The 20693-nt window shown below is 50.8% G+C and carries 17 protein-coding genes and 1 tRNA gene; 9 read left to right on the plus strand and 9 right to left on the minus strand.

What is annotated here, in order from left to right; genetic code table 11:
• Positions 1–393: 393 nt before the first annotated feature.
• Positions 394–684, plus strand: a complete 291-nt coding sequence (locus tag SynSYN20_RS05930; protein ID WP_186525115.1) for a DUF2811 domain-containing protein — start codon at positions 394–396, stop codon at positions 682–684.
• Here the strand turns inward: SynSYN20_RS05930 and SynSYN20_RS05935 are convergent.
• Positions 638–2296, minus strand: coding sequence for a GMC oxidoreductase (locus SynSYN20_RS05935; RefSeq protein WP_186525116.1), 1659 nt, complete (start codon positions 2294–2296; stop codon positions 638–640). The genes SynSYN20_RS05930 and SynSYN20_RS05935 overlap by 47 nt on opposite strands.
• Before the next feature lie 468 nt (positions 2297–2764).
• On the opposite strand from SynSYN20_RS05935, the gene SynSYN20_RS05940 reads away from it, so the two are divergent.
• The gene (locus SynSYN20_RS05940; RefSeq protein WP_186525117.1) at positions 2765–3517 is read left to right on the plus strand and encodes a hypothetical protein; all 753 of its coding nucleotides are present in this window, start codon (positions 2765–2767) and stop codon (positions 3515–3517) included.
• 443 nt (positions 3518–3960) lie between these two features.
• On the opposite strand, the gene SynSYN20_RS05945 is transcribed toward SynSYN20_RS05940, so the two are convergent.
• The 5 genes from SynSYN20_RS05945 to SynSYN20_RS05965 form a co-directional block, all read right to left on the minus strand.
• A tRNA-Met gene (locus tag SynSYN20_RS05945) sits at positions 3961–4037 on the minus strand.
• A gap of 53 nt (positions 4038–4090) precedes the next feature.
• Positions 4091–5062: an asparaginase gene (locus tag SynSYN20_RS05950; protein ID WP_186525118.1), complete on the minus strand. Its 972-nt coding sequence runs from the start codon at positions 5060–5062 to the stop codon at positions 4091–4093.
• 33 nt (positions 5063–5095) lie between these two features.
• Positions 5096–5590: a CGLD27 family protein gene (locus SynSYN20_RS05955; protein ID WP_186525119.1), complete on the minus strand. Its 495-nt coding sequence runs from the start codon at positions 5588–5590 to the stop codon at positions 5096–5098.
• Positions 5591–5601: 11 nt separating this feature from the next.
• Positions 5602–5970, minus strand: a complete 369-nt coding sequence (gene rsfS / locus SynSYN20_RS05960) for a ribosome silencing factor (protein WP_186525120.1) — start codon at positions 5968–5970, stop codon at positions 5602–5604.
• Complete coding sequence (locus SynSYN20_RS05965) at positions 5963–6598, minus strand: DUF3318 domain-containing protein (RefSeq protein WP_186525121.1); 636 nt, start codon at positions 6596–6598, stop codon at positions 5963–5965. The genes rsfS and SynSYN20_RS05965 overlap by 8 nt, the downstream gene beginning before the upstream one ends.
• 119 nt (positions 6599–6717) lie before the next feature.
• Between SynSYN20_RS05965 and carB the strand changes: the two genes are divergently transcribed.
• Genes carB through SynSYN20_RS05980 form a run of 3 tightly spaced genes read left to right on the plus strand, consistent with a single transcriptional unit; the run spans position 6718 to position 12114 of the window.
• Positions 6718–10041 carry a carbamoyl-phosphate synthase large subunit gene (gene carB, locus SynSYN20_RS05970; protein ID WP_186525122.1) on the plus strand — a complete coding sequence of 1108 codons (3324 nt, stop codon included), beginning with the start codon at positions 6718–6720 and terminating at the stop codon, positions 10039–10041.
• A gap of 26 nt (positions 10042–10067) precedes the next feature.
• Positions 10068–10739, plus strand: coding sequence for a DUF3386 domain-containing protein (locus SynSYN20_RS05975; protein ID WP_186525123.1), 672 nt, complete (start codon positions 10068–10070; stop codon positions 10737–10739).
• A 34-nt stretch (positions 10740–10773) separates the two neighbouring features.
• Entirely contained in the window at positions 10774–12114 is a 1341-nt protein-coding gene (locus SynSYN20_RS05980; RefSeq protein WP_186525124.1) for a sodium:alanine symporter family protein, read from the plus strand.
• Here SynSYN20_RS05980 and SynSYN20_RS05985 read toward each other — a convergent pair.
• The gene (locus tag SynSYN20_RS05985; RefSeq protein ID WP_186525125.1) at positions 12089–12328 is read right to left on the minus strand and encodes a DUF6447 family protein; all 240 of its coding nucleotides are present in this window, start codon (positions 12326–12328) and stop codon (positions 12089–12091) included. The two genes, SynSYN20_RS05980 and SynSYN20_RS05985, sit on opposite strands and share 26 nt — an antisense overlap.
• Before the next feature lie 53 nt (positions 12329–12381).
• Complete coding sequence (locus SynSYN20_RS05990) at positions 12382–14121, minus strand: ABC transporter ATP-binding protein (protein ID WP_186525126.1); 1740 nt, start codon at positions 14119–14121, stop codon at positions 12382–12384.
• Between the two features lie 42 nt (positions 14122–14163).
• Between SynSYN20_RS05990 and SynSYN20_RS05995 the strand changes: the two genes are divergently transcribed.
• The 4 genes from SynSYN20_RS05995 to SynSYN20_RS06010 are packed head-to-tail and all read left to right on the plus strand — an operon-like array spanning position 14164 to position 16393.
• Positions 14164–14361 carry an RNA-binding S4 domain-containing protein gene (locus SynSYN20_RS05995; protein WP_255476390.1) on the plus strand — a complete coding sequence of 66 codons (198 nt, stop codon included), beginning with the start codon at positions 14164–14166 and terminating at the stop codon, positions 14359–14361.
• Positions 14362–14394: 33 nt separating this feature from the next.
• Positions 14395–15126: a triose-phosphate isomerase gene (gene tpiA, locus SynSYN20_RS06000; RefSeq protein ID WP_186525128.1), complete on the plus strand. Its 732-nt coding sequence runs from the start codon at positions 14395–14397 to the stop codon at positions 15124–15126.
• A 6-nt stretch (positions 15127–15132) separates the two neighbouring features.
• Positions 15133–15966, plus strand: a complete 834-nt coding sequence (gene folP, locus SynSYN20_RS06005) for a dihydropteroate synthase (RefSeq protein ID WP_186525129.1) — start codon at positions 15133–15135, stop codon at positions 15964–15966.
• A 25-nt stretch (positions 15967–15991) separates the two neighbouring features.
• Entirely contained in the window at positions 15992–16393 is a 402-nt protein-coding gene (locus SynSYN20_RS06010; RefSeq protein ID WP_186525496.1) for a thiol-disulfide oxidoreductase DCC family protein, read from the plus strand.
• A 260-nt stretch (positions 16394–16653) separates the two neighbouring features.
• Here the strand turns inward: SynSYN20_RS06010 and SynSYN20_RS06015 are convergent, their stop codons facing one another.
• Complete coding sequence (locus SynSYN20_RS06015; RefSeq protein WP_186525497.1) at positions 16654–20661, minus strand: magnesium chelatase subunit H; 4008 nt, start codon at positions 20659–20661, stop codon at positions 16654–16656.
• Positions 20662–20693: the final 32 nt, after the last annotated feature.

Here is a 20693-nt window from a genome sequence, read left to right on the forward strand (position 1 = left end):
AGAACTCTTTCTGCCACGCAGTTTCTTCATGAATTCGTCTCAGGCAAGTCCAAAGAGACTTGAAGTCATCAGTGAGGCTTATCAATCAACGATCAAGCTTATTGTTCGCTCTTTTTCCACAGAATTAGCGGCGTTTTCCACCGGCTTTTGGACGTAATCGTGGCTCGTTGCTCAGAGTCTGTGGTTTTTTGAATTTGGCTTCAATTGAACTTGACATCGTCTTGCAAGCAGTACTCGGTTTAAAACTTCTGCTCCACGATCTTCGAAACCCATTGGGCTGGAATGATTCTCATCAGGGCTTCTCTCTGGTCCACCTGATTTCTTCGGCTTTGACGGCGACCCCCTCCATGTGTCTTTCTAGGTGTCATCCCGATCTGAGGTTTCCCCCACTCCATGAATCGATTTCACTTTGATCATTGTGATACTTCTGTCTCTGAATCAATCAGTGATGTTGGAATTTCCTTAGTGAGCATGGAAGCGGAAATCCCTGAAGTCTTATATCGCGGAATGAAAGATTTCATTGGATTAAATCCATCTTGGGACCAATATCAACTTCTTAGTTCTGCAATTGCTCAATTTTTAGTTCAAAACGGTTGTACAGATCGAGCCGTCACTGAGCGTTATCTCGACGATCTTTTTATTCGCTCTCAGGTCGGAGCGCCCTCAGGCAAGCTCTCCTCGTAATTGCCATCATCGTCAAGGTTGGGCTTTGCCACGCTGATGTGGTCCAACACGAGCCATCAACGACCAACACGTTCGGACAGCGCCAGAGGCGATTCCAGGCATCCACAACACTGTGGTTCTCATCGCTGCCCATAGGTGCTCCACCCAGCTCATGCACGTAGTAGCCAGGCGGAGGCGCGCCTGCTTTCATCGCCTCCATGTTTCCAATAATGGGTTCGATCAGCGGCATCTTGATTAGATCGGTGAGAGGTTGAATCTCCCCGCCCCCCAGACCAATGGCCTCAGCCATCATCGAGTGCATGTGATCCACCATCGCTGTCTCGTTCTCTCCCCACCGGCAGCTGATATGGGGGATGGGAACTCCCCAGCTATCTACCGTTTCCGACAAGGTGACCCTGTTCTGAGCGGAGGGAAGAACTTCCCCATGACCAATCAGAAAACCCAAACGGCAGTCTGAATTTCTTTTTAACCACCAAGGTGGATCAAAGCGATTGATCGCGCCCCAAAGTCCATATCCCCTTGAAAACGGAAGAGCTTCAGGGCGTTGTGGTGGAAGACTTCCAAAGGGAAGGAAAAAACTTCCGGCCCCTGACAACTGGCTGGAGGGATCGAGGTCTTGGAGGGATTGACGGCCACTCCTGCTTGGCACTTGAAAGAAGCGGCAGGTTGAGACGTGATCCATCAAGTGACGCCCGAGGCTTGCTGAGGGATCTTGAAAGCCTCCTTCTGTTGCTGAGTGTTCTGAGAGCAATAGAAATCTCAGGGAGGCGATGGTGGAAGCGCAGAGAACCACCAAAGGTGCCTCCAGCTCGATTCTCATCCCGCTGCCTTGATCAATGACAACGACGCCTCGAGCGCGACTTTGATCACGATTCATCAGCAGGCGTTCTGCTAGGTGCCCTGAGAGCACCTCCACGCGTCCAGTGGAGAGTGCTGTTTGGAGACTGCTGCCAGGACTGCTCGATGGCGGCCATGGACACTCTGCGGACGGTTGATGCACTGAAAAACCGCGCGAGTGAATCATCTCGATGTCTGCCGAGCCCTGGAGGTCAGCAGCAAGTTGTTGTTCCTCTGGGGTGAAACTTAGCGGCGTGGTGGTGCAACCATCTGGGAGTTGAGCGAGTCCATCCCTGTTGCCATGAACGGCAAATTGCCGTTCCAGTGCGGAATAGTGCGGGTCAAGATCTTGATGGCAAATAGGCCAGGATTGTCCTTGTCCATCACGCTCTGCAGCCTTGAATTCCAGATCAGAGAGTCGCAGGGTGATTCCACCCCAGGTCAAACTCCTACCTCCAACCTGGCGCCCTTGTGTCCAGAGAAAAGGTTGATCTTTTGGAGTGGAGTAGGGATAGCGCCGCTCATCGGCATAGAGACGTGGATTGTGTTTCCAGTAGCCGGGATGCTGAGCCTGTTGTCGGTGCTGACCGCTGAGAAGGCCACGGACGCGTCGCATGCTGTTGGTTGGTTCGCTCCCCAGTGCTGCTTGCGCGCTGAGGTCTGGCCCTGCTTCCACCACCAAGACGCGTACCCCAGCTTCAGCAAGGGTTTGGGCGGCCACCCCACCGGTTGCACCAGAACCGATCACGATGGCTTCGAAGGGTTTCAGCGGCACAGCTCAAGCGATGACCTGTACTTAGTGTCCCTCCCAGCCCATTGGTACTGATTTTGTGAGCTGAGTGGATGTCCGTGGTCCGCTGCAGTGCTCTTGGCAGCTGAGCGACAATTTAAGGACTCAGGGTATTGATCCACCAGACCTCATGCGAACGGCTTAATCGCGAGGGTTCGTATGAGGCAACGGTGGCTTAATGAAAATAGTGTGGATTCACTCATCCCTAAGCGCTGCCATAGATGTGTGGCGGATTGAGACTAGTTTGAGAATCTGTCAACCGATTGGTTTGAGATGGCTCGCATTGGCTAAATATGATCGTTTGAAGCTCCTTCGTTGTGAGAAATTAGAAGTCCCTTACATGTATGTGTTAAATGCTTTTTCCACACTTTAGAAAGGTCCTTGTTGGGATTTTCTAATGCTGATCCACTTGCTGATGAGTCTTATTGCTGAATTTGGGGTCAAAGCTATGGTTTGGATGTTGAATTTTTAAAAGGTAGTTTTATGAATCCAGAATTTGATGAAGCAATGCCTCCAATCGCAATCCTGATCAATGGCGGGAGTTCATCGGGTAAGTCAACCCTTTGCCGAGCTCTGCAGGCACGATTTAGTGAACTGGCAAGTGGAGAACCGCGAGGCTTGTTTGCAAGTGTTGCCTTTGACGACATCTTGTTGAAATTTTGCACAAAGATGTATCCCATAAGCTTTGTTAGTGCTCAAGGTGGAGATACTTCTAAGCTAGCTTCTAAAGTATTTAATGATGGTCTCGCAGCATGGGAATATATTGACGATCGACTGGTCACAGATGAAAATAATGGCAAGCCTTCTTTGAGATTAGAATTGAGCCATTGGGCGCATCGAATTCTTCAAGGAATGCATCAAAGCTGGGGCATGCATCTTCAATTGGGGACAAATTTAATCATTGACCACTTTCTTCAGAATGAAGAATGGTATACAGAAGTAATGAGTGTCTTGGGAGAGTCCGGAGCGAGGGTTTTTGCGATCGGAGTTTTTTGTGCAGTTGATGAAATGGAAAGGAGGGAAGCTGATCGTGGCGATGGTGGTTTAGAGGTGCGGCCTCTTGGGCTTGCAAGGCGGAGTGCTGATTTATGCCATAGTCATGATATGAAATACGACATTGTGATCAATACTGATCAACAAGATACCGATGACGCTGTTGATATGATCATAAATGCGATGGATAGAGCTGGAATCCTGAAGAGGTAAAGAATGAGAATTCAGCGTTAAAAAGTAGCAGTTTTTGTTGGCAATATGTTGTACGTGGATTGACAGGTTATGCTAATTTTTTTGGCCAAAGATGCCCCCTCCTCTTATGAGTACGCAGCCCAGAGGGATGGATCAATGCGAGGGTGATCTGGATTCGTTGCGTCTTGAATATCTTCTGTTTGGTGTCTATGCAACCCTCCAAATTGAGGATAGTTTTTAGATGGGCTATTCGGGAAAGGTTTATAAATGGTGCGCTTCTTGGAGGCCATCTTTAAGGGTGCAAAGCTGAATCCGACTCGCACACCAGACTCAACTGGTCTATGGGATTTTGTATTTTGTACCTGTCCGATCAACGAAAGAAGTCTTCTTTCTGTCAGATCTAGAACTCCATAGTTCTAGACAATAAAAAAGGACCTTTTACAGTCCCTTGCTGGTCATTGAATTGGTGGCGGGGGGGAGATTTGAACTCCCGACCTTCGGGTTATGAGCCCGACGAGCTACCAGACTGCTCTACCCCGCGTTGACCTCAAAACTATACAACTTGGGGTTCGCACGCCGGGGGATTGTGAGCGTTCACGCGCGTAGTTCTCCCTTCACTTCAAGTCGGACTCCTGGACCAATGATCAACATCTTGTCTTCCAGTTCGTCCAGGCTCCCTTGCGTGATCCAATCAAGTTGCCGCAGTAGATGGAGTGCTACAGCCTGTTTGGCACGGCGAGAGCCATCTTCCACCTTGATCGCCACACCTAAGCCATCTCCCGTTCTGCTGAGGCACTGAATGCCCTCGGCGCCACCTTTGCTAATCACCTGTTGATGAGAGCGGGACATGAGCTCGGTATCGAAGCGGCCTTCTCCAGCAACAAGCTTGGGGTGGGCGAGTATGGCTCTGCTGATTTGCTCCAGCTCAGCATGGGTTGAAGAGCCGAGATGGGCATAGAGCAAGGCCATCTGGGAAAGTTGCAAGAGCAGGGTGGGTGCACCGCAGTCATCGCGCTCTGCGACTAATTCCTCTGCGGGGAGCCCGAGAAATTCTCCGACACGTCGATTGATCTCTTGCTGCAGTGGATGATCACCCTGGAGATAGCTCTCCAAGGGCCACCCCATTTTTCGTGATGTGGCAAGAAATGCAGCGTGTTTGCCGGAGCAATTGTGCTCCAGGGGACTGTGACCCCATGCTGGAATTGGGCACTGGAGAGCGTCCGTTTCTAGTTGGGCGTTCCAAAGCAGTCGGAAGGCTTCCCTGGCATGCTCAGCCGTTCCGGCATGGGAGGCACAACTAATGGCCAAACCGCGATCGCCAAAGTCATAGCTTCCAGAGGCGCCGCTGCTGAGGGCAGGCAAGGCTTGAAAAGGCTTTAGTGCTGATCTAACAAAAGATTCATGATCAGGCCGTCCAGCCTTCATCAGGATTCTTCCCTTTGAATCACAAACAACGGCATGCACCCGATGGATGGATTCCACCGATGAACCTCTCTTCAGCACAACCTCAAAAGCAGGAGAGCCTGCATTTCTGGACGATCTGCCGTAGCCAGGAGGAAGTGTCATAGAGGGAGTACTAGTGAAATAATGTCAGCGAAATTAGAGAGCCTGACAGAGACTGGCTCCACCAAGAATGAGCCCCGTTGTTGTGGCCATGGCTCTGCCGAGCCGTCCCAGGATTGGGCGTACTTCATGTTGTGCAAGCAGCAGATCGCGCTCGCGCCAGGACAAAGGTTTTTCCCAGACTTGCCCGTCATACCAACCGGATTCTTCGTATTCCACCCGCTCAGAAAGAAGACGCTTGTGGACGTAGGTCCAACCCAACCATTGGCGTATCAATAACAACATTGGCAAAATCAGCCCAGAAACAGCCCCTGCGAGGACGAGACGGATTGGATCGTGTCTCAAGCTCCAACTACCGCTTGCAATCAGCACAGTGAGAGGAACGATCAGCAGCCAACTCAAGAGCAAAGCCTTGTCTAAATCAATTTGTCGATGACGAGGCCAGGCAAAAAACCACGATTGACTTAGCTGGGTGAACTCTTCCTGAGGACGTTGGTCGGGAGGAACAGGACAGGAGATAGTCGCAGCCATACGAACAGGTCTTAGTGGCCTACGGATGGTTCGGAAGCTTGATGAGAACGGCGTTCACCGTGACTCCAAAACGCTTCCAGGTCGTAATAGCTGCGTTCTTGAGATTGAAGGATATGCACGATCAATTCGCCGTAATCGAGTAGGGCCCAACGGCCCTCGTTCATCCCTTCTTTGCGCAAGGGGAGTCGTTTGGCATCTTCTTCCAGACGATCTTCAACCGATCGGGCCATTGCCTTGACCTGGACGTCGCTCTGACCGCCTGCAATCACTAACCAATCGGCAAGGCTTGAAACCTCGTCAACCCGAATCAGCTGGATATCTACACCTTTGCGATCGTCGCAAGCTTCCGCTGCCAGCTCAGCCAGCTGTTCACTATCCATAAACGTTCTCGCTGGTAACGGATTGATTGGAGCCCTGTTGCTGAGCCATCTCTGCCCTCGCTTTGCCTGCACTTTTACGTAGTGCCTCGAGCCGATCTTCGTAGAAGCTCCTCTTTTTCTTTTTGCGTGTTTGTTCCACCAACTCTTTCAGGGCTCCACCCAAGCTTTTGTAAGAGTTCGGAACGCTGTAGCCAAAGCGGCAAGCGAGATCAATGGCCCGCTCGTCAGCTGAAATCGCATCACGAAGACGCTTTTCTGCGTTGTTTTTGAGATACAAGCGATAGCCAGCAAATCCAGACAAGCCCAGGGCCATAAACAGCAGCAGACCGTCTTGGACCCAAAGCTCACCAATGGCACCACCTAAGCCGATGGCTAAAGCAGCCATTTCCCAACCATCTCTTGGAATGGTGTCGTTTTGGATACGACCAACCTCGTGCCAAAACAGCAGGTTTCTGTGATCTAAAGCAAAGCTGTCCCACGGATCAAGATCCACCTGAATCTCAACCTCATCTCTGCCGATCTCTTCAAGGGTGATCAAAGCAGGTTCCACAGCAGCAGCAGCTTCTACGAACACCCAGCTCTGCATCTCAGGTGGCAGCAACCCTTTCAGTCGCTGGAGCTCACTCATGGTGGATTAAGCACTCCTTTCGCCTAACGCTAGCGACCAACCGACCCGAAAGGTTGCTGATGAAATCTTTCAAGGGCTCCACATGGGAGTATTGGCTGGTTTGGCTGTATTGAAGGCCCATGCCCAGGCGGAACGATCTTCGTCGCATCCTCCTGTTGGGTTCCGGTCCGATTGTGATCGGTCAGGCCTGCGAGTTCGACTATTCAGGAACTCAAGCTTGTAAAGCCCTGAGGGCAGAGGGCTATGAGGTGATCCTGATCAACTCAAATCCGGCCTCGATCATGACGGATCCGGAAATGGCGGATCGTACTTACGTCGAGCCGCTCACCCCCGACGTTGTCACTCGAGTCATTGAACTCGAGCGGCCCGATGCTTTGCTCCCAACCATGGGCGGGCAGACCGCTCTGAATCTTGCGGTTGCTCTTGCCGAAAATGGAACGCTGGATCGTTTTGGTGTCGAGCTGATCGGAGCTGATCTCAAAGCGATTCAAAAAGCGGAAGACCGGAAACTGTTCAAGCAGGCGATGGAGCGCATTGGCGTTCACGTATGCCCGTCAGGAATTGCGTCCAATTTGGAGGAAGCTGAATCGGTTGGAGCCTCGATCAGCAGTTATCCACGCATCATTCGACCTGCCTTCACGCTTGGCGGAAGTGGTGGAGGGATCGCTTACAACCCAGAGGAGTTCAGCGCCATTTGCAAGACGGGTCTTGATGCCAGTCCTGTCTCTCAGATCCTGATTGAGAAATCTCTGCTCGGTTGGAAGGAGTTTGAGCTTGAGGTGATGCGTGATTTGGCAGACAATGTCGTGATTGTTTGCAGCATTGAGAATTTGGATCCCATGGGGGTCCATACCGGTGACTCGATCACCGTTGCACCGGCCCAAACGCTCACAGATCGCGAATACCAAAGGCTTCGAGATCAGTCGATCGCGATCATTCGTGAGATCGGTGTGGCTACGGGTGGAAGCAATATCCAGTTCGCCATCAATCCAGCTGACGGCGAAGTGGTGGTGATTGAAATGAATCCAAGGGTTAGTCGCTCCTCTGCATTGGCGAGTAAGGCCACTGGATTTCCAATCGCCAAGATCGCTGCAAGGTTGGCGATTGGATACACCCTTGATGAGATCCTCAACGACATCACTGGACAAACGCCGGCCTGTTTTGAGCCCACCATTGATTACGTGGTCACGAAAGTCCCTCGTTTTGCGTTTGAAAAATTTCGTGGATCTCCCGCGGTCCTGACCACCGCAATGAAGTCGGTTGGTGAAGCGATGGCGATCGGTCGTTGTTTCGAAGAGTCGTTTCAGAAAGCATTGCGATCGCTGGAAACAGGCCTATCTGGCTGGGGGGGTGATCGTCCGGAGCCCTCCTGCTCCAAAACCGATCTTGAACGCTCCCTGCGGACACCTTCTCCTGATCGGATTTTGGCTGTGCGCAGCGCCATGCTGTCTGGAATGACTGATGACCGTATTTATGAATTAAGCCATATTGATCCTTGGTTCCTTGCAAAATTAAGAGGATTAATTAATGCCGAGTCTGAGCTTTTAAACGGTCGTACTTTAGAAGAGCTTGACGAGTCAACGCTATTCAAGCTCAAAGCTTTGGGGTATTCCGATCGCCAGATTGCTTGGTTCGTTGATAGTAAAGAACTGAATGTGCGAGAGCGTAGAAACCAGTTGGGTGTGATGCCCGTGTTCAAAACAGTCGATACCTGTGCTGCTGAATTTGCTTCCTCCACTCCCTATCACTATTCAACCTATGAACGTCCACTTCTCCGTTTGACAGAGGATGGACAACTTCAGCCCTTGGCTCCATCCACTGAGGTTGCCATTGAAACGAGACCCAAATTGATGATTTTGGGAGGCGGTCCTAATCGCATTGGGCAGGGTATTGAATTTGATTATTGTTGTTGCCATGCCTCGTTTTCGGCACAGGATCAGGGCTTCGCGACGGTGATGTTGAACAGCAATCCTGAGACGGTCTCTACGGATTACGACAGCAGTGATCGCCTTTATTTTGAGCCCCTCACACTTGAGGATGTGCTGAATGTGATTGAGGCAGAACGTCCGAATGGAGTGATTGTTCAATTCGGTGGGCAGACACCTCTCAAGCTTGCATTGCCACTTTTGAATTGGCTTGCCACACCGCAAGGGCTGTCCACTGGCACTCAGATTTGGGGAACCTCACCAGAGTCCATCGATCTTGCAGAAGATCGGGAGCAGTTTGAGGCCATTCTTCGCAAGTTAGAGATTCGTCAGCCTCGTAATGGTCTGGCCCGAAGTGAAGTGGAAGCCCGGTCCATTGCTGACAACGTTGGCTATCCCGTTGTTGTTCGCCCCTCTTACGTTTTGGGTGGACGCGCCATGGAGGTTGTGTATGACGAGGCAGAACTCAATCGCTACATGAAAGAAGCCGTTCAAGTTGAGCCAGACCATCCAGTGCTTATTGATCAGTATCTAGAAAATGCTGTTGAGGTTGATGTTGATGCCCTTTGTGATCATGAGGGCACGGTTGTGATTGGTGGCTTGATGGAACACATCGAACCTGCAGGAATTCACTCCGGAGATTCAGCTTGTTGTTTGCCTTCCATTTCTCTGAGTGAAGATGCTCTAGCTCTTATTCGGAGTTGGAGTGAGGCGTTAGCAACCACATTGAAAGTGCAAGGATTGATTAACTTGCAATTCGCGGTTCAACGGGCTGTTGATGGGGAAGAAAAGGTGTTCATCATTGAAGCCAATCCTCGTGCGTCTCGAACTGTTCCTTTTGTGGCAAAAGCAACGGGTGTTCCTTTGGCCCGTCTTGCAACGCGCCTAATGGCTGGTGAAACGTTGGGCCAGGTTGGTCTGCTGCGCGAGCCTGTTCCTCCTTTGCAGTCTGTGAAAGAAGCAGTGCTCCCCTTCCGGCGTTTTCCTGGAGCCGATTCTCTTTTGGGTCCGGAGATGCGCTCAACGGGTGAAGTGATGGGTTCTGCATCGGATTTCGGCATGGCTTTTGCCAAGGCAGAACTAGCGGCAGGTGAAGCGCTACCAACGAGTGGAACTGTTTTTCTTTCCACGCATGATCGCGATAAGACGGCACTCGTGCCTGTGGCGAGCCAGCTGATCGGATTGGGTTTCAAATTGATTGCGACCTCCGGAACGGCGATGGCACTGCGTGAGAAAGGGTTGGAGGTTGAGTCTGTTCTCAAGGTGCATGAGGGAAGGCCCAATATCGAAGACCTCATTCGCTCAGGGGGCGTGCAGCTTGTGATTAACACTCCAATTGGACGCCAAGCTGCTCACGATGATCGTTATTTACGAAGGGCCGCTCTCGACTACTCCGTTCCAACCCTCACCACACTGGCTGGTGCGCGTGCTGCCGTTGAGGCCATTGAGGCCTTGCAAACTCGAACAATCGTGATCCATGCTTTGCAAGACGTCCATTCATCGCTTGCTGACCAGTAGGGTTTTGAAAGCTTGCTGTTGATCTCTTGACCACGACCTCCAAGACAGTGATCGCTCCAGGTAGCGATTGCCGGGATGCTTTTCGTGCCGCTTATCAAAACCGTTACACCTGGGATCCAGGATTTGCTGGATATTCAGGTCGTTGCATCTGGCTACAAGGTGATCGCTCTGTTGAAGGCACTTTCCGTGTTGGCGCTGATTTAAAGGCCAAGGTTGAAGGGGTTTCAGATGCTGAAGTTGAAAAGGCATTTGCTTCACAGTTGTGGGAAGTGTGCATTCATCGTGTGCGTCGCACTTTCGAACAGACTCATTCTGAAAATACATTTACCGCTGGTGATTGCACGAACGAGGGCCTTGAAGTCATTATTGGTGGCAAGGGTCAAGGTGATAAGTACCGCATTAAAAATGATGTTGTCACCATGGTTCATCGCCACATTCATGGAACGGTTGTAACCATTCACACCGAAAGTACGACCGATACAGGAGATGGCTACCTCAGTCATTCCTACACAAGTCAATACTCAGATCCAGCCACGGGAGACGTGCGCGGAGGAATGAATCGCTTTACCGACACCTTTGTCCCCGTCTCTGATGGTGGTTCTTGGGTGCTGAGCGAGCGCACAATTCGTACGGATGCTTGCGGAGATTCTCCTGCTAGTGAGCAGACTTTTCGCTTTATTGACCTGACAAGCGCCTGAAATGTGTCATCATCTGCTGAGTATCAGTTGATGGATGGAAACACTTATTTCGGCGATCAACGACCCCATTAATGGGGTCGTTTGGGGTTGGCCAATGGTCATCTTGATCGCAGCGACGGGCATTCTTTTGATGTTCGGCTTGCGATTGATGCCATTGCAACGCTTGATTTTTGGCGTTCGTGTGCTGGCTACTAGGTCTACGGCTTCTGAAACAGGAGATATTTCCCCTTTCGCAGCCTTGATGACATCCCTGTCTGCCACGATCGGTACGGGCAATATCGCCGGTGTGGCTGGGGCCATCGCCGTGGGTGGACCAGGGGCTGTGTTTTGGATGTGGGTGATTGCTGTGTTTGGTATCGCAACCAAATATGGCGAGGCTGTGTTGGCTGTGAAATATCGGGAAGTGGATGCTCTTGGAAATCACGTCGGTGGTCCGATGTATTACATCCGCAACGGTCTAGGTAAGAACTGGCAATGGCTTGCGGTGTTGTTTGCCACGTTTGGAATGCTGGCTGGCTTTGGGATCGGTAATGGCGTTCAGTGTTTTGAAGTCTCTAGTGCCTTGGAAGCTTTTGGTATCCCCAGGTTGGTGACCGGATTGGTTCTTGGTGTTCTTGTTTTTGCTGTGATTATTGGTGGTATTGACCGGATATCTCAAGCAGCCTCAGCCCTGGTTCCAGCCATGACGATCTTCTATATCCTTGCTTGCATTGTTGTTTTAGGAATAAATATCGTTGATGTCCCTGCTGCCTTTGGAACCATTTTTTCTAATGCTTTTAGTGGTGAAGCTGCTGTTGGTGGAGCGGTAGGACAGGTGGTCTTGATGGGATTTAAGCGCGGTATTTTTTCCAACGAAGCCGGTTTAGGCAGTGCACCGATTGCTCATGCGGCTGCCAAAACGAATGATCCAGTCCGTCAAGGCACCGTGGCGATGTTGGGCACCGTGATTGATACCTTGATTCTCTGCACGTTGACGGCATTGGTCATCATTACCAGCGGTGTTTATGGCGGGGGTGAGTCCGGGGCCAACCTCTCGATCTTGGCGTTCAACACGGGCTTGAACGGAGCTGGATGGGTCGTTACTGCTGGTCTCGTTGTGTTTGCGTTCACCACCGTGCTCGGTTGGAGTTTCTACGGAGAGCGCTGCACTGAATTCTTGTTTGGCGAAAGGGCGATCAAGCCCTTCCGCTTTGTTTGGGTTGCCGTTGTTGTGATCGGCTCAGTGGCAGGAGATCGTGGTGTTGTTTGGGGTGTCGCTGACACTCTGAATGGCCTGATGGCTCTTCCAAACCTTGTCTCTTTGCTCCTGCTGTCGCCAGTGATTTTTAAACTCACCAGCGACTACAACTTCAACCGTTCTCAGGAAGAGGGCTAACTTCTTTCAGTCGGTCGTTGAGTTGCATGGCCATGGACTGACGTCCTACTGCCAGCACTTTGAGGGTGTCCTCATGCATGCGTAGTTGGGCGTCGGCGACCTGCATTCCTCTCACGAGCTCTTTCAGGTCATCTGGGAGCTTATTGAGGTCATAGCGTTTTCCTTCAAAGGTCAGAATTGGATTCTGGTCTTGGGAAACGGAAGAACTGGTCATCAATGGAAAGCAACCGCAAAGATCTTATTGGCTGGTGTGTTATTTGAAACCAATCATTCGTTGACGCGGATGAATTGTCTTTCGCAGAGTTCTCGATATCTACCGCCCTGACTCATTAGATCGTCGTGGCTGCCTTGTTGGCTTATACGACCATGTTCGAGAACAACAATGAGATCGGCTTCCTGAACTGTTGCCAAACGATGGGCAATCACAATCACTGTTCGGCCCAGCATGGCTTGCTTAAGTCCCAGTTGAACGGAGGCCTCCGCTTCTGCATCGAGGGCACTGGTGGCTTCATCCAACAACATCACTGCGGGATTTCCAAGCACAGCTCTCGCGATGGCGATGCGCTGGAGCTGTCCCCCTGAAACGTTGGTGCCTCGCTCCTGAAGACGCGTGTTGTAGCCGTCTGGGAGACGGATGATGAAGTCGTGGGCGTTGGCAAGCTTTGCGGCTTGTTGGAGCTGTTCTTGCGTGGCCTGCCGACCAAATCGAATCGCCTCTGCGATCGTTCCAGAAAAGACACTGCTGCGTTGCGGCACCAGAGCCACTTGTTGTCTCAAGTCGCGCGCGCTGACTTTGCTGAGATCTTTACCGTCAAAAAGAAGCTGACCTTTGTTAACGCGATTAAACCGCAGGAGCAGAGAAAAAAGGGTGGTCTTGCCAGCACCTGAAGGTCCCACAAGGGCTACAACTTGTCCGGCCTGGATCGAGAGATTGAAGTCTTGAAGAACGGGTTGTCCTGGTGTGTAAGCAAACTCGACTTGATCGAAGTTCAAGTCTCCGCGCAGGCGGTCTAGGGGAATCGATGGAACCGGATCTGCCTGTTCCGAGGGTTCTTTCTCGATTTCACGCAGACGGCGAAGCGAGGATTGTCCCTGCTGAAATTCGTTGTAATTCGCGGTGACATGGGCGATCGGATCGATGAGGAGCACCAACCCGGTGAGGTAGGTAATCAGCTCAGAGACACCTAGATCCCCACTACTGATCCTGATCGCTGCCAAGACCAGAACTGTGGCGAAACCCAGGACCTCAATGATCCCGACCACGGGATGTTGAAGAGCAACAAGCCGATAGGTGTTGTAACGAGCTTGCCGGTGTTGATCGATTTCTTGTTCAAAACGGCTCTCTAACCAGGGTTCTGCGGCAAAGGCGCGTACGAGAGGTAGCCCTTCAATGGCCTCTCCCAGTAGACCTGCCAGCTCACTGACTTTTTTTTGACTGCGTTCTGTGGCGATCATCACTTTCGCTCCAAACAGGCTGATCAGCCAGGCAACGAAGGGTGCGAGCAGCAGGATTGCGAGGGTTAATTTCCAGTCAAGCCAAAGCATGTAGCCAAGAACGGCCACCAATTGCAGAGCACTCGGGATGCTGTCGTGGAGGGTTTTATAAATCACCTCACTCACACGGTCAGCATCCTCCGTGAGCCGATAGGTGAGATCTCCAGACGACATCTTTTCCAAGGCACCGAGCTGTACCTTTTGAAGCCTCTGAAACAGGTCTCGTCTCAGCGACTGGCTGACTTGTAAAGCAGGACCTGCGAGTAGGGAGTCTTGGCCAAATTGAGCAAGTTTTTGGATCGCGAACACCAACAGAACCAGGCCTATGACAGGCAGGATGCGCTTTAGATCGCCTGATCCCACATCGGGCAACAGTTGGCCCATCAGTCGCATCAACACCAACTGGCTACTGACAAAAACCAGCATGCACAGTGTGCCGATCGTTAGGAGCCGCCTGTGAGGTCGCAGCAGTGGTATCAACCTGCGGAATCCCGCTTCTGATGGCTTCAGCATCAGGTCAGACTATCAATGGTGATTGGATTGATAGGTGCAGGAATGAGACTTGATCAATTCCTTAAATGGATGGGATGGGTGGCGACGGGCGGAGAAGCCAAGCTGAGGATTCAGGGGGGTGACGTGTTCGTCAATGGTGACCTGGAGCAGCGGCGTGGCCGTCAACTGAAAGCCGGCGATTGCGTCCAAATGGGTGTCGACTCCGCTGAAGTTTCGGATTCTCTTCAGGCTGGGCCTTAAGTTGTCAGCTGCTGAGATGCAGAGGAACGAAGCGTGCGCAAACCGGTGATTGCTGGCAACTGGAAAATGCACATGACATGTGCGCAAGCCAGGGCCTGGATGGGCACGTTTCTTCCCCTTATTGCAGAGCTGCCCGATGACCGGCATTTGGTGGTGGCACCACCGTTCACGGCCATCAGCACGCTTGCTGAGCTGAGCCATGGCACCCGCCTGGAATTGTCCAGTCAGAACGTGCACTGGGAGGGAGAGGGTGCTTATACCGCTGAAATTTCTCCGAGCATGCTCAAGGAGCACAACGTTGAGTACGCAATCGTGGGCCACAGCGAGCCGCGCAAGTACTTCAGTGAGAGTGATGAACAGATCAACCACCGGGCTCGATCAGCCCAAACCAATGGATTGATTCCCATTGTTTGCGTTGGTGAAAGCGACGAGCAGCGCAGCCGGGGTGAGGCTGAGCGGGTCATCCGTCGTCAGGTTGAACAGGGCTTAGAGGGTCTTGATCCCAGCCAGCTGGTGGTGGCCTATGAGCCGATCTGGGCAATTGGTACCGGTAAAACGTGTGAAGCGAGTGAAGCGAATCGAATCTGTGGATTGATTCGCAGCTGGGTTGGCTCACCGGATTTGATCATTCAGTACGGGGGCTCGGTGAAACCAGGCAATATCGATCAGTTGATGGGAATGAGCGACATTGATGGGGTGTTGGTGGGTGGTGCCTCGCTCGACCCTGAAGTCTTTGGGCGGATTGCGAACTACATCAAGAGTTGACGGTTGATGCGTTGGCCAAAGGATTGGGGCACGCGTACGGCAGTGATGGGAGTGATCAACCTCACTCCCGATTCCTTCAGCGATGGTGGTCAGTTCAATCAACTCGATCGTGCCTTGGCCGAGGCGTCGCGTCAGATTGCATCTGGGGCGGATTGTCTGGATCTGGGAGCCCAAAGCACGAGGCCTAACTCTGATGAAGTGGGCGCAGATGAGGAGCTCAGGCGTTTGTTGCCAACACTGAGAGCCATTCGTGCGGCTCACCCCAAGGTTCTGATTTCAATCGATACTTTTCTGGCTGCGGTTGCCAACCAAGCTCTTGAAGCAGGAGCTGATTGGATTAACGACATCAGCGGCGGACGTCGTGATTCTGAGATGCTTCCGTTGATTGCGCGTGCAGGCTGTCCGTTTGTCCTGATGCATAGTCGCGGGACGAGCCGAACGATGGATCGCTGTACGGAATACGGAGAACATGGGGTTGTGCAGGGGGTTCTGGACGAATTACGGGTCGCAACAAATCGAGCTGTTGAGACTGGGGTGCACCGTGACCAGTTGATCTGGGATCCAGGCCTTGGCTTTGCCAAAACAACAGCCCAAAATCTCACCCTTCTGCAGCAGCTCAACACCCTTGTCGATGAAGGGATTCCTCTGTTGTTGGGACCCTCGCGCAAACGTTTTATTGGTGCTGTTTTGGATGAACCAAGGGCTCGTGCTCGTCTTTGGGGAACGGCAGCGGTTTGCGCTCGAGCCGTTGATGCTGGCGTAGCTGTCTTACGAGTGCACGACGTAGGACCTATTCATCAAGTGGTGACGATGGCCTCAGCTATTGGTTCAAATCGCTAGAACTGATCTCTATTTCTAAGTGTCGATGATGAGCGAAACAAGTCTCACTCTTTTGTATGACGGAGCTTGTCCTCTGTGTCTACGTGAAGTCAAGTTTTTGAAACGCCGAGATCTTCATGGAAGGCTTGCTTTTGTCGATATCGATCAGGACACATACGACCCAGCCCAATGGAAGGGAATTGGTTATAGAGAGGCGATGGCACGCATTCACGCCATTCGAGCTGACGGAGAGGTTCTTCAGGATGTAGCTGTATTCCGAGAGGCTTATCGCTGGGTTGGCCTTGGTTGGATCTATGCCCCGACTCAATGGCCTTTGATTGGAACGTTGATCAACAGGATCTATGCACTTTGGGCCTCGCAGCGTCTGCGAATGACTGGGCGTGCAAGTCTCAATGAACTGTGCAATTGCAAGCAGATTGCATCGTAATCAGAGCGCTATCAGATGCCACGATAAGGCTTATTAGTGATATTTTTCCATTGTTAGCGCTTCGCTGTATTTGTTCCTGATTGAATTTATGGTATTGAAAACTTTCTGACTTGGCAACGCACTATTGATTGTTTTTTAGGAATTGCTTAAATTATTAAAAAATCGACATCTGAATTCGAATGCTGGTTAAATTAATGATTTAAGATTATTCTTTAATTTCTACGATTTAGGGGTGATGCGTTGTTGTGGACTTTATAGATTTATGGCGTGACGCCTTCAATTCGATCTTCAACTTCTTGATAGAGTTCTTGAAGTTGTTGAATGTTTTCGTCCGATGTATCCCAATATCCACGTCCATTGACTTCAAGTAAGGTGCCAACAATGCGCCTGAAGCTGTGAGGATTTAGCTCCAGTAAGCGTTTGCGCATCTCTGGATCATTGATGAATGTTTCATTGGCTTCTTCGTAAACAAAGTTGTCGACAGAGCCGCTAGTCGCACTCCATCCCAAGGTGAAGTTCAAGCGTTTAGCTACTTCACGCACGCCTTCATAACCCGAATCAAGCATGCCCTCGTACCACTTTGGATTGAGGAGTTTGGTGCGTGAGTCGAGGCGAATCGTTTCACTTAAAGAGCGAACTTGAGCATTCGCCGTTGTCGTGTCTGCGATGTAGCTCGTTGGAGATTTTCCATCTTCGCGAAGTCCCTGAATCAGCTTGGTGGGGTCGCTGTCGAAATAATGACTAACATCGGTCAGTGAAATTTCAGCGGAGTCGAGATTTTGGAACGTTACGTCCGCTGTCTTCATGACTGACTCGAAGACGTCACGCTTTTGATCCATTTCACCAGGGTTATCAGCATTAAAGGCAAATGTTTTACGGGAGAGATACATCTCTTGAAGTTCTCCCTCCTCTTCCCAACTACTGTTTTCAACGGCGAGGTTTACATTAGAGCTGTAGCTACCGCTTGCATTAGAGAACACTCGACAAGCAGCATCACGAAGACTTGTTCCTTCTTTTTCTGCTTGTTCAAGAGAATGTTTTCGAACAAAGTTCTGTTCAATGGCTTCCTCGGATTCGGCGGCCATTTTTACACCTTGATCAATCAGGGCCATCTGATTGATAAATAAATCTCGGAACACACCCGAACAATTCACAACAACATCGATTCTTGGTCTTCCTAATTCTTCAAGCGGAATGAGCTCTAGTTTGTTGACCCTGCCTAAGGAGTCGGGAACGGGGCGAACTCCAATGAACCAAAGGATCTGTGCGAGTGACTCTCCGTAGGTTTTGATGTTGTCTGTTCCCCAGAGCACGCAAGCAATGGTTTCAGGCCAATCGCCCTGTTCTTCTCTCTGTCGTTCGATCAATTTGTCGACAACAATTTTTGCTGCAGCCACGGCTGCCCTCGTAGGAATCGCTTGAGGATCAAGAGCATGGATGTTTTTGCCACTCGGCAGTACGCCTGGATTTCTGATTGGGTCTCCTCCGGGGCCAGGAAGAATGTATTCACCATCCAGAGCCCTTAAGAGGCTCTCCATTTCCATATCTGCGCAGATTTGTTGAAGGCAAAAACGCAAATAGGTAAAGAGGGTGTCAAGCGCAGTGCTGTCGACGCTTGTGAAACCACCAGCCGAACAGGCTCGGAACCAAGGCATTGGCAGTTTGAATCCAAAGCGTGAGATCAGATCCAGGAACCATCCAAAGTTTTCGCGCATATTGACGCGACCATCGCCCCCTGTAAGAGATCGCACCATGGATCCCACAGCCGCCCGCGAAACTTCCGTGATCGTGCGATTGAGTTCCACATCTTCAAGAACACCATCGTCATTTCCCTTATAGATGTCTTCAATCTTGCGGCCGAGAGATTCAGCGAGTAGTCCGGGTAACGAACGTAGGCCCTCTTCTTCACGCTCCAAAGCAGCAATACTCACCAGAGTTGCAATGGCTTCTTCTGCTGTGGGCGGCTTGCCAATGGTATGAAGGCCGCAAGGAAGAAGTCGACTTTCAATTTCCATCAATTGGCGATAAATAGCCCCAACAACGGCGTCGCGATTTTCGAGGGTTAAATAAGAGGAATCATCGTCGGGAAGAGTGACGTCTTTATCAAGATTGCATAAACGCGCGGTATCTACGATTGCATTAACGATTTGAATGCCCCGACCACTTTCTCTCAGTTGTTGATATGAACCTACCAACTCACCAAGTTCTTTAAGTCCTTTGTAGAGGCCAGCATTTTCCGCTGGTGGTGTGAGGTAGCTAATCGTGGATGCATACCCCCGTCGTTTTGCGATCGTTGCTTCAGATGGATTATTGGCTGCGTAGTAATAGAGGTTTGGCAAGGCTCCGATGAGGGAGTCTGGGTAACAAGTTTCACTCATACCCATTTGCTTGCCGGGCATAAATTCAAGAGAACCATGCGTGCCGAAGTGGAGCACGGCATCTGCTCCCCAAACTTTCTCTACATAGGTGTAGTAAGCGGCAAACCCATGGTGTGGACTTGCACTGCGTGAGTAGAGAAGGCGCATAGGATCGCCTTCGTAACCAAAGGTTGGTTGAATTCCTACAAAGATATTTCCAAAATGACGCCCATAAATCAATAAATTTTGCCCATCACTGTTTAAATTACCAGGTGGTTTTCCCCAGTTTTCTTCTAAGCGTTCGGAATAGGGTGTTAGCCGTTCATATTCTTCAATGCTCATTCGATGGGCGATCGAGAGTTCTGGTGATCCTTGAAGGGCTTCGGGATCGTTGATCACTGTTTCCATCAGTGCCTTGGCATCACGTGGCATGTTCTGCACGTCGTACCCCTTGGCCTTCATCTCTTGAAGCACCCTGTGAATGGAATCGAAAACATTCAGATAGGCCGCTGTTCCCACGTTGCCCTTGTCTGGGGGAAAGCTGAAAACGGTAATCGCAAGCTTTTTGTCTGCCCGTGGTTTCAGGCGTAATGATGACCAGCGGATCGCTCTCTCAGCAATTGCGGCGACGCGATCTTGAAGAGTGTGGGCTTTGCCAGTGGCGTCATCACGACCAGACAAAACAATCGGTTCGATTGCGCCGTCTAATTCGGGAATCGCGATTTGTAGTGCTACTTGCACTGGATGAAGGCCTAGATCACTTTTCTCCCATTCCTGCGTGGTCTGAAAGACCAATGGAAGGGCAACCATATAAGGCCTATTGAGCTTTTTCAGCGATTCAACGGCCTTGGGATGGTCCTGACGCGCTGGACCGCCAACCAAGGCAAAACCGGTAAGAGACACAATGCTGTCCACCAGGGGCTGCTCTGAATTGAGCGGGTCGTAGAAAAACGCATTGACTGGTTTTGAGAAATCAAGGCCTCCGCAGAAGATCGGGATAACGCGTGCGCCTCTGAATTCAAGTTCTTGGATGGTTGCCACGTAATGGGCGTCGTCTCCCGTCACGATGTGGCTGCGCTGAAGGACGAGACCAACCACTGGCCCCTTGCGGGCTTTGTCGTTGAGATCTGGACGACTTGCCGTCCAATTCAAATATTCCTTTAAATCCTCAAACATTTGAGGTGCTAGTGGATGCCAAATTCCTAAATCAGGAAAGACTTCTGGATCTGCAACTACGAGATCAGGACGATCATTACCTTCTGATGCGGGAAATACATATTTATCGGCCAGCATCAACAGAAAATTTCGAAGATTATCTGGTGTGCCACCCAACCAATATTGAAAACTCAGCATAAAGCTGCGAGCGTCTTGAGCTTTCTCGACAGGCAAATACTTGAGCACGGTTGGAAGCGTGTTCAAGAGTTTGAGCATGGCGTCTTGAAAACCTGCACCACCTGCTTCTTTTCGCTTTTTCATGAAGCCAGCGATCGCGCTTTTGCTCTGGCCGAGTTGAGCCATCGAGAAGCTGCCTAACTTGTTGAGTCGCATCACCTCTGGCATTGAGGGGAAAACCACTGCGGCCTTCAGGCGATCGCGGTGAGGACTAACTGCATCAACAACTTTTTGGGCGAGATCTTCAATAAAAATAAGGGACCCAATAAAGACGTCGGTTTCAGCAATATCTTTTTGAAAATCTGCATAATTATTTTCGTCACGAAGTTCCTCAATGAGATAGCCACAGAGTTCGATCCCAATCGGACCATTTTGCGCATTAAGGGTGATCGCTGCTTGGGTTAACGCACTCTGATATTGCGGTTCAAGAACGACGTAGACGGCCTTCATGACCGATTGATGATTGTTGTTCTCAGCAGGAACAATCCGACGATCAGCGGAACGGACCTGCGTAAACATCAGCACTTATGAGCAATGTAAAGAAGCTTACG

The sequence above is a fragment of the Synechococcus sp. SYN20 genome, from assembly GCF_014279555.1.
Lineage (GTDB): Bacteria > Cyanobacteriota > Cyanobacteriia > PCC-6307 > Cyanobiaceae > Synechococcus_C.